The following is a 13116-nucleotide window of genomic DNA, read 5'->3' as shown; positions in this document are numbered from 1 at the left end:
GCCGATCGGTCCTGTGCGTCGCGAAAAAGCGGCCAGTCCTTTTCGTCGCCTTCGGCGACGTCGAGCGAAAGGATCGCACGCCGTGCAGAACAATACCCCGAACAATACCCAAGTCCTGATCGTCGGAGGGAGCCTCGTTGGCCTCTCCGCGGCGCTATTCCTCTCTTCCCGGGGCGTCAGTACAATCCTGGTCGAAAAGCACAGGGGCAGTTCGCCACATCCTCGCGCCATCGGTTTCACTGAACTGACGCTCGAGCATTACCGCGCCGTCGGGATCGCCGATCTCATCCCCCAGGCCCGCCCCGACATTCGCCTGCGGCGCGCCAAGGTCGAAAGCCTGACCGGCCGCTGGGGCGAGGAGACGCCCTGGACGCCCGGACAGGCCGAACCCGACAAGGGACAAGTCTCTCCCTGCACCGGGGCCGCGATCGCCCAAGATAGGCTTGAGCCCATTCTGAGAGAGCAGGCCTTGCATCGCGGGGCCGACCTCCGGCTTGGCGTGGAGATGCTGTCGTTCGCCGAGACCAAGGACGGCGTCACCGCACAGGTGCGCTCCCGCGACACGTTCGAGATTTATGATATCCGCGCAGACTATCTCATCGCGGCGGATGGCGCCGACAGCCCGATCCGCGAGCACCTCGGGATAGGGCGCGACGGCGTTGGATTCTTGCGAACGATCCGTAGCGTTCTTTTCCGTTGCGAGGCCGCCGAGCCCTACCTCGAGCGGGGCATCCAGCAGTTCGAGATTGAACAGCCCGGCTTCCAGGCGTTCCTTACGCATTACCCAGATGGCCGCTGGGTGCTGATGTTCAGCGACGACGAGGAGCGGTCCGAGGACCAGCTGAGGTCCGCGATCCGGCGCGCCCTGGGCCAGGATCTGCCCGTGGAGCTGATCACGACAGGGCGCTGGGAGATGGCTGGCCGGATCGCGCGCAGTTACAGCCGGGGGCGGGTCTTCCTGGCCGGCGACGCCGCCCACCAGCTCCCCCCGACCCGGGGCGGATTCGGCGCAAACACCGGGATCGACGACGCCTACAATCTAGCCTGGAAACTTGACCTTGTGCTTCGTGGCGTGGCTTCGCCCGCCTTGCTGGACACCTACAGCGCCGAGCGCCAGCCCATCGGCTGGCTGCGACATCAGCAAACCTTCGCAAGGCCAGACTATCGTCGCTGGGCCGGCGACCAGCTGGCGGGCGAACCCCTCTTCGGCGCCGAGGCGATGGAGCTTGGTCAAAGGGTCAGCTCAACGGCCGTCATCTCCAATGACGAGGACCTTCCACCCGCCGCGCATCCTGATATCTGGGCTGGGCAGCCTGGCGCCCGGGCGCCTCACGTGTGGATCAGCTTCGACGGCCGGACCCTCTCCACGCTCGATCTCTTTTCCCAAGATTTCGTCCTGCTGAGCCCGGACGTCCGATGGATCAATGCTGGCCTCGCCGTGGCGCGCGACCTGGATGTCCCATTGCGTAGCATCGCCGTTGGCCAGCGAGTGTGCTTCCCAGAGGATCGCAGCTTCGAGGCGACTTTTACGGTCTCCTCGCAGGGCGCCTGCCTGATCCGCCCCGATGGCGTCGTTGCGTGGCGCGCATTCGGTTCGGATGCTGATCCGACGCTTAGCCTCTGCCGATCGATGTCGCAGATTCTGGGCCGCAAGTAAGGCGTAACCCGATCTGCCGATGAGGCTTCGCGCCGGCGAGCGCGGATAGTGCGACGTCGTTCAGTGAGCGGCGTTGCACGCCATATGGCGTGGATGCCAAAGCATCGCTTCGGTGACCGCCAAGATCTGGACGGTGGATCAAAGGTACGGATCGGGAGCCGCTACGACGTGCGCGATCTGGCGTCGATCGAACTAGGCCGCGATGAGGTTTTAATCCACATCATTAGCGCCAAGCCTCAGCCAACGCGCTGGCCGACCTTTCTAGCCATGCGTCCCGACGGAGCGGTCTGGTCAAACGGGACTGGAGCCGGGTTCACACGGCTGGGCTGCCTTGAGGCGGGTTTCGTGAATGGACAGGATTATCGTCGCCTCAAGGCACGCGATGTCGGATTGAGGGGGGCGCGATTGTGAGATGGTTGAGCGGCGGAGGGGGGCGTTCGAGCGTATGGCAAGATTGAAGCGTCCGGCCCCTTGGGGCCTTACGCGTTTGTCTGCACACTGGATTTTCCCGGCCCAGCGTCAGCAGAGCCCGCCCTCTGAAAGCGGGAAGTCTTTCTCTTGCATCGCCTTAGGTCTGCCCCGCTTAATGCTAACCGCCGCTCTTATCCGATGAGGCGAAGCCGACTTTCCACGCCTGCGTCCCTGTCGGCCAGGGGGCTGGTAAGCTGGCACTAGAATGCTGGCCCGCCTAGCCGCGAGAGCATCGCGACGCCGGCGCCTAGACTAGGCCCAAGCCCTTCAGCCACGCAGAAACCTGCCCGTAGGCGTCGGTCTGCCACTGATCTCGAGTGCGCTCGCCGAGGATTTTGGCCTCGACGGCGAAGCGCGCCACCGTCTCGGGTCCGTGAAAATCGCGGTCGGCGAATTTTTCGGCGATGATCTTGAAGGCGCTCACCGCTTCGGGGTCGTCCAGCAGCGGCCTGCAGTCCTCGACCAGCGCCGCGACGCCGCCCTCGTAGTTTCGCACGCAGTAGTAGACGTCGTAGGCGTCCTTGTCCTTGGAGCGCCCAGCCAGGGCAAATCCCTTCATGGCGAGGAGCGCCGGGATCGAGGCGACCTTGAGTTCGATCCTGTTCTTACCGCCCTTGGGCATGACACCCTCCAGCAGGAAGCTCTCACTGAACTTCAGCGCCAGCGCCGCGCCATCGGCTTTCTGGACGGCGAAGTTCTCGATCAGGGGCGGCACGTTCTTTTCGATGACAGCGTCGCGCGGCATCAAGAAGTCGACGATGATCGAGATCGGCGGCCCGCCGTCCGCAGCGTCGATGACGCGGACCATCTGGAACTTCTTCAGGTCCTCGCCCTGCGCATAGCCATGCTTCTTCAGTTCCTCGATCAGGCCCGCATATTCACCGTCGCCAAGGGCGATGGGGTCCAGGCTAAGATCGACATCGAGCGAGCCGATATGGCGCATCTGCGGATTGTCCAGCAGCAGCCATGGCACCGCGCCGCCGATGACGACGAACTTGTTGCGATAGCTGCCAAGGATCTGCCCGATCTCTAGAAGAACGGCTTTGACGGCCTGGATCGATCGGTCGTCATAGGCGTGCGCGGGCGGATGGATTTCGGTCATGCCCTTGGCCATGAGAGTCCCTTTCGACGCAGGAACTCGGCCGCTTCACGACCACGCTCACCGGAATTGTAGAGATCCAGATAGGTCTGGACGGGCGAGGTGACCAAGAGGTCGGACGTCGGTTCGACGGCGTCCAGCAGCACGCTTTCGTCCTCAAGCACCTTGACCAGGAGATTGGCGCCCTTGGCGGCCGGCTCAAGCGCCAACGCCGCCTCCAACTCCGGCAGAACCTCCGGCCAGGCGTAGAGGAAGGTCGTCTCGTTTCGGCCGTAGGGGGCAAGCCAGTTGGCGGCCGAATAGGACCCCAGCATCAGCACCGGTTCGACGCGATCGTTCGCCATCAGCCCCTTCAGTCGCGCCGTCAGCGCCTCGCCATGGTGGATGGTGTAGTACTTGCGCGTCTGCCCAGGTGGGGCTTCGTAGTCGTCGCGCCAGGCGTCCAACAGGCTGTCGGGATCGGTCAGGATCAGTCCCTCGGACGTGGATTGGGCCCACTCGCGGGCCAGCAGGCCTTCCTTGACGTTGTGCACCTGGCCGAGGCTGACGGTGGCGCCGTCGGCGATTTCCTGCAGTCGGACCGGGGTGACCGGGTCGCGCAGCAGCCAGCGCAGAACGCGGGCCGACTTGGGCTTGAACAGCGACTTCAGATCGCGGCGCTCGCTGGCGGGCTTGTCGGCGACCGTGCGTTCGAGAAACAGGTTGTCCAGATGCAGGCGGGTGTTTCCAAACAGGTCGAAATAGTTGACGCCAGCCTCCACGCAGAGCGCACGCGATTGTTCGGAGATGTAGGGGGCCAGAAAAATCGGCGCGGCAGGCATGGAATGATACTTCCAGTGCTTGAGCTGCTGGATAGCATCTCGGGTCGCTCGCGGGTGCCCGTTGCTCTTGACCTCGCAGACCAGGAGATAGGGGCGATCGCCCACGGTCAGGTTCAAGACTGCGTCGGCGCCGACGTCGGGATCGTCTTGCTCGAAATGGACGCCCTCCAGGCGGGCGATCGGAATGAGTTCGATGAGGGCTTCTAGCGCTTCAACCGCCTCCCGCTCAAATTTCAATGGATCGTGCACTTTCAGCATCCGTTGAAAATGCGCCATACACTGAAAAATGTCAACCGCAGTTTCACTGGATTGCGCATTTTCAACGTACGTTGAAATGGTCGGATTGAGTGAAAAGGGTGCTCGTTAGCTGGCGATCTGTGCCGTGGCTTGCTGCTACGAACATCCAGGCCTTTAGTCGAAGAGGCAGTTTTATTTGCTCCCCTTCAGCTCAACCTTGCCGCTATAGTGAACTCTCGCGCGGTGGGGGCGGATATGAACCACGGGCTTAGGGCAGGATGTCGTCGCGCGATGGATCGCGGCGCGTAGTCAGCCCACACCGATGGTCGTAAAGCTGATTGCCGTGGCTGTCGCGACTTATCCTTCCATCAGTCGAAGACGATCAGCGGGAGAAAACGCCCATGCTTTCGCGCAGCGCGCTCGCCTTTGCGCGGAGGGCGCGACGATCGCCTTCCCCCATCCTCTCAAGAGCGCGCAGCGGCATCATCATACGCCCTTGTCCTCGCAATCGACCGAGATTGCGGTCGAGAAAATCCCAATAGAGCGCGTTGAACGGACAGGCGTTGTCGCCAAGCCGATCTTTGACATCGTAGCGACAGCCGCGGCAGTAATTACTCATCCGGTCGATGTAGGCCCCGCTGGCCGCGTAGGGCTTGGAGCCAACGATGCCACCATCGGCGAAGGTCGCCATGCCGCGCGTGTTGGGCATCTCCACCCACTCGTAGGCGTCGGCGAACACGACCATGTACCAGTCGTCGACAGCATCCGGATCCACCCCAAGGAGCATGGCCAGGTTTCCGGTGATCATCAGCCGCTGGATGTGATGGGCGTAGGCGTGGTCACGCGCCGCTCGCACGGTGTCGGCCACACAGGCCATGTCGGTCTCGCCCGACCAGTAGAACCACGGCAGCGCGCCGTGCGCGTCCAGAGCGTTGCGCCGCCCATATTCCGGCATCTTCAGCCAGTAGACGCCGCGCACGAACTCGCGCCAGCCTATGATCTGGCGAATGAAGCCTTCGACGGCGTTGAGCGGCGCGCGTCCCTGGCGATAGGCCGCTTCGGCGCGCCGACAGATGTCCAGGGGGTCCAGGAGGCCGATATTGAGAGCAGGTGAGATCAGGCTATGCCACAGAAAAGGGCGCTCCCAAGCCATGGCGTCCTGCCAGTCGCCGAAGGATGGCAGGAGATCGTCCAGGAAGTGCTGGAAGACGGCTTCCGCCTCCTGTGAATTGGTCGGCCAGCCGAACGGCTCGATCGCCCCGAAATGATCGTCGAAGCCGTGGGCGACCCGGTCGATCATGCGCCTGGTCGTGGGATTGGGCGTTACGCGCAGGCGCTCAGGCGGCGCGAGCCCCGCGGGTAACTTGCGGCGGTTATCGGCGTCGAGGTTCCAGCGGCCGCCGGCCGGTTCGCCGCCGTCCATCAGGAGGCCCGTCTTCTGCCGCATCTCGCGATAAAAATACTCCATCCGCAGCTCACGGCGGCCTTCGGCCCAGCCCGCGAATTCGGATCTCGAGCAAAGGAAGCGGCTGTCCTCCCGGGTCTCGACGGGCACGGGCAGATCGAGGTTTAGCAGCGCTTGCTCCAGACCCCACTTGCCGCAGGCCGTACGGATCACACGCCTGAAGCCGCCTTCGTCAAGGACGCGACACAGTTCGCCCGCGATCGAACCGCGGTTGCCGGGATCGTCGAGGCCCACGTAGCGGACGTCCAAACCCTCCCGCCGCAAGCGCTCGGCGAACTGCCGCATGGCCGACCAGACCAGGACGAGCTTTTGCTTGTGGTGTTTCCAGGCGGTGGCCTCGGCCCGACTCTCGATCATCAGGACCACGTCCCGGCCCGGTTCGGCGTCCTCGAGCGCCGAGAGCCCGCTGGAAAGCTGATCGCCAAGAACCAGGCGCAAGGTTTTCACGGCTCGCCCTCCTCCAGGCCGCGTTCATCGCTTCTGTGCAACGGGCTCGCCCGACGGTGCGACCGCGTTCGCGGGAAATTCCAGCGCGCCCGCGTAGCCGAGACGACGGACCCTCGCCTCGAGCGCGCCGAGCGTTTCCTTGGACGGCGACGCGCGGGTGTAGAGGAAGACCTTGCTGAGCTTGGGATTTGCCGCGATGAACCATTCCCCCTCGGGATCTCGGTCCATGACGACGTAGCGCCAGGTGACGAACGGCGCGTAGGCGACCTTCAGCCGCCGGTTGACGCCTGGGTCCTCTATTCGTCCACGGCCAGAAATGGCGCGCCGCTTGCCGTCGACACCGCCCTGTCGGCAGTCGTCGACCACCTCGACATGGGTCGGATCCTTGAGGACATAGCGCGTGGTCCCCGCCACGCAGCCGTCGGTAAGGCGCATCGGCGTGCGGCCGACCTCCAGCCAGACACCGGAATAGTGCTCGGCTGGATCGATCGGCCGGTCGTCTTGGGCCCGGGCGCCAGAGGCGATGGCCAGCGCTGAAAGGCCGATGAGCATGTGCTTGCGCATGATGTCTGTCCTCCGCCCTAAGATACGAGGCATTGAGGCGGCGGGATGTGGGATCGGATGCGAGAGGATGCGGGCGCAAGCGCCCGGCCACGCGTCCGGCCCGGCGATTGGCGCGTAGCTAGGTCGACTTCGCATAAAGGAGGTTTCGATGCTCTCGGTCGCCCTCGCCCTACTCCTGGCCGCCACGCCGTCGCCCCCGTCGGCGCTCCAACCCACGTCCCTTGCGGGAGATTGGGTCGTTGACCTCTCGGCGAGCGACAGCGCGCCCTACTTCAAGGGCATGAGCCTAGTCTTGGAGGATGACGGACGGGTGACGGGCAGCTTCTACGACAGCGCGATCGAGGCGGGCCGGTGGCGGACGGCGCGGAGCCGCATTTGCGTAAGCTTTCGAACCAGCGACGGCAAAGGGCCCTATCATACGACCGCCTGCCTGAGGGGCGGCGCAGTGGAAGGGCAGACCTGGGCCGAGCACCGCAATTTCGTATTCCTATGGAGCGCCAAACCCGCGACGCCAGCTGATCGGGCCGCCCCGTGGTGGTGAGCCTGCCTGGCAGGACCCGGTGAAGACGTCTCGCCGACCCAAATCGACCACGCCAGACAAGGTGTGCCTGGTGTGTGGCCGGCCATTCTCATGGCGAAGGAAGTGGGCCCGCGACTGGGCGTTGGTGAAGACCTGTTCAGATCGCTGCAAGCTCGATCTGCGGCGCGGGGAACGCGCCGACGCCTGAACGGTCGGCGCGCGGGCCAAGCTTCGCGTCAGCGGAAGAAGAACCGCGCCGTATCACCGACGCCGCGCCGCTGCGCGCCAGGAGCCGCCGTTGGGCCGGCTCCAGGAACACGACCTTCGCGGGGCAGATTCATCGAGTGATCACCGGCCACGAAACGCTCGGCTGGCCGCCTGCGCTGCGCCAGCAGGTCGCCGTCTCGTTGAACCCGCCCATGCCGATGATTGTCCTTTGGGGTCCAGATCGGCCTTGATGCACAATGGCGCCTGCCGCGCGATCCTCGGGGCCAAGCATCCCATCGGGCTCGGGAGGCCCTTCTTCGAGGTATGGCCGGAAGTCCGCGATCGAATTGCTCCGGCACCTGCCTCCGCGCGTGCTTGAGAGATAATGCCGCTCTCTTGGCGCCGGGTTAGGCGCGACCTTGCAGCCTAGAATGACCAGCCGGGCCGCCCAGGAGGTCGGCCCGTCCCCGGATGGTCCGCGCCATGCATCTTGTCGAGCAAGCGGTGGCCGCGGAGGTCTTGGATGCAACCCGGTGTTCCGCTGCGGGCCAGGTAGTCCGGCGCGGCGGCCACCAATCGCATCTGGTCCGCCAGCTTGTTGGCGATCAGGGCGATATAGGTCAGTTGGCCGATGCGGATGATCGCGTCCAGCCGGTCCTGCACCGGGCCGGCCAGCCGCTCAGTCAGATCCAGCTCGATTTTCAGGCTCGCATGCCCGCCCATCAGCGCCGCGGACGCCTAGGGTCGGTACTCAATAAGCGCTGGCGGTAATCGGGGGTTGCCGATTCAAGGCTTCTGAAAGGGAGCCTTGAGATGGCCAAGCAGGTTCAGTGGCTTAGCGACGAGGAGTGGGCTCGGATCGAGCCGCTGCTGCCGCGCGGACGCAAGGGCGCGCATCGCGTGGACGATCGTCGCGTGGTCTCGGGCATCGTCCACATGCTCACCAGTCGGAGGCCTCACTCGCCGCCCACAGTGATTATGCCGGGCAGGCCGACCACGACCCCGGCGGCGGTTCCGGTTAAGATTTACTCACGCAACTGGCGCGCAACGCTTGCCAAAAGCACGTCCCGGCTTGCCGGCTTCATCAGCGCTTCATCGGCCCCCAGACCCGAGGCCAGATCCAAAAGGGTTCCTGGGTGAAGTCGGCCGGCGCCTGCGCTCACGGCGATGACCTTCACGCTCGGCCAGCGCCGCTTCACCTCCATTATGGTCTCGATGCCCTCGCGGACAGGCATCAGCAGGTCGATTAGGACCAAATCGAAGGCGACACGCTCCAGCTTCTCTATGGCGCGACCGCCGTGCTCGGCTTCTTCGGTGTAGTGTCCCGCCCCATCGAGTGCGCTGGCATAGACCTGACGCAGCAGTTCGTCGTCATCGACTATCAGAATGCGAGCCATAGTCCCTCCTGTGACATCGCACCGTAAACGCCGACTGTAAACACAGGCGCCCTAGACCTGCAGGCGGTCGGCGAGCTCCCCCGGACGGACCTCGCGCTGCTGAGATTCTCGCCCCCGTTACTACGCGTCTGCGCAACGTCCCCGCCGTACGCTCTTCAGGCGTATCGACCGACCACGCCCAAAGCCGCCTCCGTCAAGGGCGCGACGCAGTTCGCCCGCGATCGAGCCGGTGTTGCAGGGATCATCAAGCCCCACATAGCGGACGTCCACAAGGCTCTCCAGGCGCGCTCCTCGCGTTCCGCCCGCCTGAACGTGGTTCTTCGCCGAGAACCAGCAAAAACGGCAGACCCCGCACCGCCGACAGCCGCCGTGGACGCCAGGTCATGCGCGCGACGGTGCGTGGTTGGGCCGTGGTCGCCGACACGACCTCGCCGCACGGCTTTATCGCGATGGGCCAAACGCACGTCATGCCAGCCCTTAAGGCTGGGCTTGGATGCGCCACTGGGCGTTGGCGTTCTTCGGGTTGCCCGTGCGCGTCAGGTAGGGCTCGTCGCCCGACAGCCAGATGTACTGGTTCCAGTAGGTGTTGCGGATCGACGTGCCCTGGCCGGCGCTCTGCAGGTCGTAGGTGGCCGGCTGGGTCCCGTTGCCGGGCGCGAACAGCTTCACCGCGCCGGTCACAGCCCGGTAATCGAGGAACAGCATCGGGTCCAGGGCGGATCGGAACATCGTGCTGGTGTTGGGCCCGATCCGGGCGAAGTCCAGCGGCGTTCCGTCGCGATTGTAGATCAGCGAGTCGGGGACCACCCCGTCCGGGGCGATCATGTACTTGCCGTTGGCCACGCTCTGGATCCGCACCACCGTGCTGGTGCTGGCCGGTTGGGTCGGGATCTGCCAGCCGGCGGGCGTGGGGCTCATGGGCGCGATCGGCCCGTTGCGCCAGCGCCAGTTGTACCAGATCCGGGTCTGCGGATCGAACTGGTCCTCATAGCCGGGGTTGGGCAGGGCGTTGTAGAGGCACTGGCGCTGGGTGTCCTGCAGCTGGCGGACCGCCGCGGCCTGGTCGGTGGTTCCGAAGTCCAGTTTGCTCATGCACTGGGCCTGGGTCATGCCCTTGCCGGTCTGTCCGGCGGCCAGCACGTAGGTGTCGCCACGGTTGGCGGCGTTGGCGTACCAGCCGCGCATCTCGGTCTCGTCGTAGCTCAGCCAGTTCTTGGCCAGGGTGTTGGCCTCGGCCCGGGCGGCGGCGGCGCGCTGGGCCGGCGGCAGGCCCATGGTGCGGATGAAGGCGGCCCAAAGGTCCTTGCTGGCTTCGGTCGCGACCAGGGCGGTCGGCTTCATGTTGCTGGCCTTGTAGGCGTCCCAGCTGGGGTTTAGCCGGCCGTCGACCGTGGCCTTCCAGATCACGTCGCCGCTGGAATAGTCGACGGCCACGGCCCAGTTCGAGTGGCTGTGCTGCTCGGAGCCCAGCGCGCACAGGTAGCTCTTCACCTCGCGCACCTTGATGTAGTTGTCGCTGGCGGTCCGCACCGTGTGCTCGGAGCTGAACGAATCCTGGAACAGGTGCACCGCCCGGCCGAACAGGAAGTAGTTGCGGTCGACCGTCACCAGCGACGAGGTCACCCCGCCGTCATAGACCGCGATGTTCGACTTGGGCGCAGTGGCGGCGGCGACGAAGTAATCGACGAAGCGCTGTTGCGAGGTTTTGGCCGCGCGCACGCCGCCGTCCGGGCCGTTGTCGTCGTAGCGGCGCATGAAGTGATCGTACTGCACCTCGGCCGGCTCCTGGGCCACGGCGTCCCAGCACTTCTTCGATTCGGCGACGCTGTAGCCGGCCAGATCGACCCAGCGTTCGCCGATGATAGCGTCGTAGACGGCCTTGTAGCGCGAGGCGTAGCGGGTGTCGTTCCATCGCTGGCTGCGGATGCGCTGGGCCTCGGCCTGGCCAGGACCGTTCAGGACGGTGTTCCAGGCCCTGCCGCCGCCCACGGTCCAGCCGCGCCGCGGGTCGTTGGGGTCGGGCAGGTCGGGGGCGCTGGCCGGCGAATAGCCCAGCAGCTCGATGGCCGACATGCGGGTCAGCCATTCGTGCCCCATCGGCACGGCGTTGACGGGCCCCAGGCTGACGCTCTGGGTGAAGGCCCCGCCCGGCACGGCCGAACCCACGCCGAGGGTGAAGGCTACGGCGGCGCCCAGCTTGCCGAGGATCGATGCGCGCATGATGTGTCCCCATTCGCGATCGCCCACACGACCGCTTGCCTGAGCCGAAAGACACAACACCACGCACCCTTGAGATGTATTTATTTTCACACCCCCATTGCGAGCATTTCTAGGGCGGCACGAAGCCGCTCTTTGAGCTGAGGAGCGCTGCGCTCGCGCGACACGGCGCGGACTTGCGGCGGATCACGATCACAGCCGTCCTTGGCCGGAAAGTGAGAGCAGGTGATCGATTGCGTGGAGATCGACCATGCCTGTCAGTGACCCGTCGCCGTCGCCGGGGTCCGGATTCGAGCTTAGGGGCCTTTGCAAGACCTATCCCACCGGCGCTGGCGACGTACACGCGCTGCGGGACGTGGATCTGAAGATCGGACGGGGCGAGACCCTGGTGTTGCTGGGGCCTTCGGGTCTCGGGAAAACGGACCGCGGCAGGGGTGATCTACCCGCAGGAAGGCCAAGCGTGCGGCCAGACAGCGTCCCGCGTGCAGGCCCGAACAAACCGCCTGGCCTGAGCATCGCCCTCTACAGCTTGCGCCACAGGCTAGCTGCAGCGACAAGCGCCCTATGCTTGCTTCGCTCGCCGCCGCCGTCATCTCCTGCACCGCGCCCCCCGTTCATGACGGCGATACGCTGCGGTGCGGGCCCGAGCGCGTTCGGCTCTTCGGGGTCGATGCGCCAGAAGTTCGGCGCGGGAAAACGCCAGCCGAACCGCTCGCCTACGCGGCTCGCGACGAACTCGTTCGCCTCACCCGCGGGCGGGTCGGCTGCCGTTTTGTCGATCGGGATCGGTATGGCCGCTTCGTGGGCCGCTGCTGGTCGGAGGTGACCCCCGACGTGAACGCCGCGCTTATCCGCTCGGGCTTGGCGACCGAGTACCGGCGCTACAGCAAGGGCGCGTACGCCAAGGAAGAAGCCCAGGCCCGCGAAGCCAGGCGAGGCCATTGGGCGCCCCCTCGGTAGAACGACATGAATCGCGACGGACGCCCCGGATGTTTCGGTTCCAGGCCATGATCGACCTGCTGCTCGCGCGCGCCTGAGCACCCAAGGCGCCCGGCATGGGTCAGATCGGCGTCAACCGGTAGCCAGCCTCCGCCGTCCAGCCTTCGACCCGCACCAGACTTTCCAGTCGTCGGCCGCCCGGCGTGCGTCGCAGAAAGACGATCAGGCCGATGGCCTGGCCGATCGCGCGGCGGGGGACGGTCTGGCTCACCTCTCCGATCAGGTCCTCCAATCGGTCGAGCGCCTCAGGGGCGCTGTTGGCATGGATGGTCGCCAAGCCGCCCGGGTGGCCGGTGTTCCAGGCCTTGAGCAGGTCCAGCGCGCTGCCGTCGCGAACCTCGCCGATGACGATTCGGTCGGGCCGCAGACGAAGCGCGGCGCGCACCAGCTCCGCCATGCTGATCGGAGGGTCGGCGCGGCGGGTCAGCAGCGCCAGCTGATCGGGCGCCGCGCACTGCAGTTCGGCGGTGTCCTCGATGAGGATGACGCGATCCTGGGCGAAGGCCGGAAGGGCCAGGATTGCGTTGGCCAGGGTCGTCTTGCCCGTGCCCGTCCCGCCGACGATCAGGATATTCTCCCGCGCCTGGGCGGCCGCTTCCAGGACCATGGCCTGGGCGCTGCTCATCACCGCCTGGTCGACATAGTCCGCCAGGGTGAAGATCGTCTCTGGGCGTGTGCGGATCACGAAGCCGGGGCCCGCCGACACCGGCGCATAGACGCCCTGGAAGCGCTCGCCGCCCGGCAGGGTGGCGCTGGGCAGGGGGTTGTCGTGATTGACCACATCGCCGGCATGGTCAGCCACCAGGCGCAGCACCCGTTCGGCGTCAGCTCGAGCGATTATCTGACCGCTATGGACCCGTCCCGCACCGGCCCGTTCGATCCAGATCGCCCCGTCGGCGTTGACGATCACCTCGACCACGTCGGGGGCGGCCAGGGCCTCGGCGATGACCGGTCCCAAGGCGTGCGCCAGGGCCTGGGCCTTGCGCGCCTGGGTTTCGGGGGCGTGGACGGTCAT

The 13116-nt window shown here is 65.6% G+C and carries 12 protein-coding genes and 1 pseudogene; 5 read left to right on the top strand and 8 right to left on the bottom strand.

The window, feature by feature from the left end; translation table 11 throughout:
* Positions 1-82 precede the first annotated feature (82 nt).
* Entirely contained in the window at positions 83-1657 is a 1575-nt protein-coding gene (locus DDF62_RS15880) for an FAD-dependent monooxygenase (protein ID WP_116489998.1), read from the top strand.
* Between the two features lie 718 nt (positions 1658-2375).
* On the opposite strand, the gene DDF62_RS15875 is transcribed toward DDF62_RS15880, so the two are convergent.
* Together DDF62_RS15875 and DDF62_RS15870 are read right to left on the bottom strand one after the other, a co-directional pair.
* Positions 2376-3242 (bottom strand): nucleotidyl transferase AbiEii/AbiGii toxin family protein, encoded by an 867-nt coding sequence (locus DDF62_RS15875; protein ID WP_244286841.1) that lies wholly within the window; start codon positions 3240-3242, stop codon positions 2376-2378.
* Positions 3227-4048: a type IV toxin-antitoxin system AbiEi family antitoxin gene (locus tag DDF62_RS15870; protein ID WP_208866881.1), complete on the bottom strand. Its 822-nt coding sequence runs from the start codon at positions 4046-4048 to the stop codon at positions 3227-3229. The genes DDF62_RS15875 and DDF62_RS15870 overlap by 16 nt, the downstream gene beginning before the upstream one ends.
* Positions 4049-4063: 15 nt before the next feature.
* Between DDF62_RS15870 and DDF62_RS25880 the strand changes: the two genes are divergently transcribed.
* Entirely contained in the window at positions 4064-4255 is a 192-nt protein-coding gene (locus tag DDF62_RS25880) for a hypothetical protein (protein WP_208866880.1), read from the top strand.
* Between the two features lie 412 nt (positions 4256-4667).
* Here DDF62_RS25880 and DDF62_RS15865 read toward each other — a convergent pair whose 3' ends face one another.
* Positions 4668-6197, bottom strand: a complete 1530-nt coding sequence (locus DDF62_RS15865; RefSeq protein WP_116489996.1) for a cryptochrome/photolyase family protein — start codon at positions 6195-6197, stop codon at positions 4668-4670.
* A gap of 24 nt (positions 6198-6221) precedes the next feature.
* Positions 6222-6761, bottom strand: coding sequence for a lipocalin family protein (locus tag DDF62_RS15860; RefSeq protein ID WP_116489995.1), 540 nt, complete (start codon positions 6759-6761; stop codon positions 6222-6224).
* A 560-nt stretch (positions 6762-7321) separates the two neighbouring features.
* Here DDF62_RS15860 and DDF62_RS15850 point away from each other — a divergent pair.
* Positions 7322-7489, top strand: coding sequence for a DUF2256 domain-containing protein (locus DDF62_RS15850; RefSeq protein WP_116489993.1), 168 nt, complete (start codon positions 7322-7324; stop codon positions 7487-7489).
* Positions 7490-7914: 425 nt separating this feature from the next.
* Here the strand turns inward: DDF62_RS15850 and DDF62_RS15845 are convergent, their stop codons facing one another.
* Positions 7915-8211, bottom strand: coding sequence for a LysR substrate-binding domain-containing protein (locus DDF62_RS15845; protein ID WP_116489992.1), 297 nt, complete (start codon positions 8209-8211; stop codon positions 7915-7917).
* Positions 8212-8301: 90 nt separating this feature from the next.
* On the opposite strand from DDF62_RS15845, the pseudogene DDF62_RS26255 reads away from it, so the two are divergent.
* Positions 8302-8436 (top strand): annotated as a pseudogene (locus DDF62_RS26255) (transposase); the annotation flags it as partial.
* 77 nt (positions 8437-8513) lie between these two features.
* On the opposite strand, the gene DDF62_RS15835 reads toward DDF62_RS26255, so the two are convergent.
* Together DDF62_RS15835 and DDF62_RS15830 are read right to left on the bottom strand one after the other, a co-directional pair.
* Positions 8514-8885 (bottom strand): response regulator, encoded by a 372-nt coding sequence (locus tag DDF62_RS15835; RefSeq protein WP_116489991.1) that lies wholly within the window; start codon positions 8883-8885, stop codon positions 8514-8516.
* Between the two features lie 477 nt (positions 8886-9362).
* Entirely contained in the window at positions 9363-11105 is a 1743-nt protein-coding gene (locus tag DDF62_RS15830; RefSeq protein WP_208866878.1) for a hypothetical protein, read from the bottom strand.
* Positions 11106-11666: 561 nt separating this feature from the next.
* On the opposite strand from DDF62_RS15830, the gene DDF62_RS15820 reads away from it, so the two are divergent.
* Positions 11667-12062: a thermonuclease family protein gene (locus DDF62_RS15820; RefSeq protein WP_116489990.1), complete on the top strand. Its 396-nt coding sequence runs from the start codon at positions 11667-11669 to the stop codon at positions 12060-12062.
* 100 nt (positions 12063-12162) lie between these two features.
* Here DDF62_RS15820 and trbB read toward each other — a convergent pair whose 3' ends face one another.
* Entirely contained in the window at positions 12163-13116 is a 954-nt protein-coding gene (gene trbB, locus DDF62_RS15815) for a P-type conjugative transfer ATPase TrbB (protein WP_116489989.1), read from the bottom strand.

This window comes from Caulobacter radicis (genome assembly GCF_003094615.1).
GTDB classification, from domain to species: domain Bacteria; phylum Pseudomonadota; class Alphaproteobacteria; order Caulobacterales; family Caulobacteraceae; genus Caulobacter; species Caulobacter radicis.
Note: the sequence above shows the minus strand (reverse complement) of the source record. Positions and strands in the feature narration are given on the sequence as shown.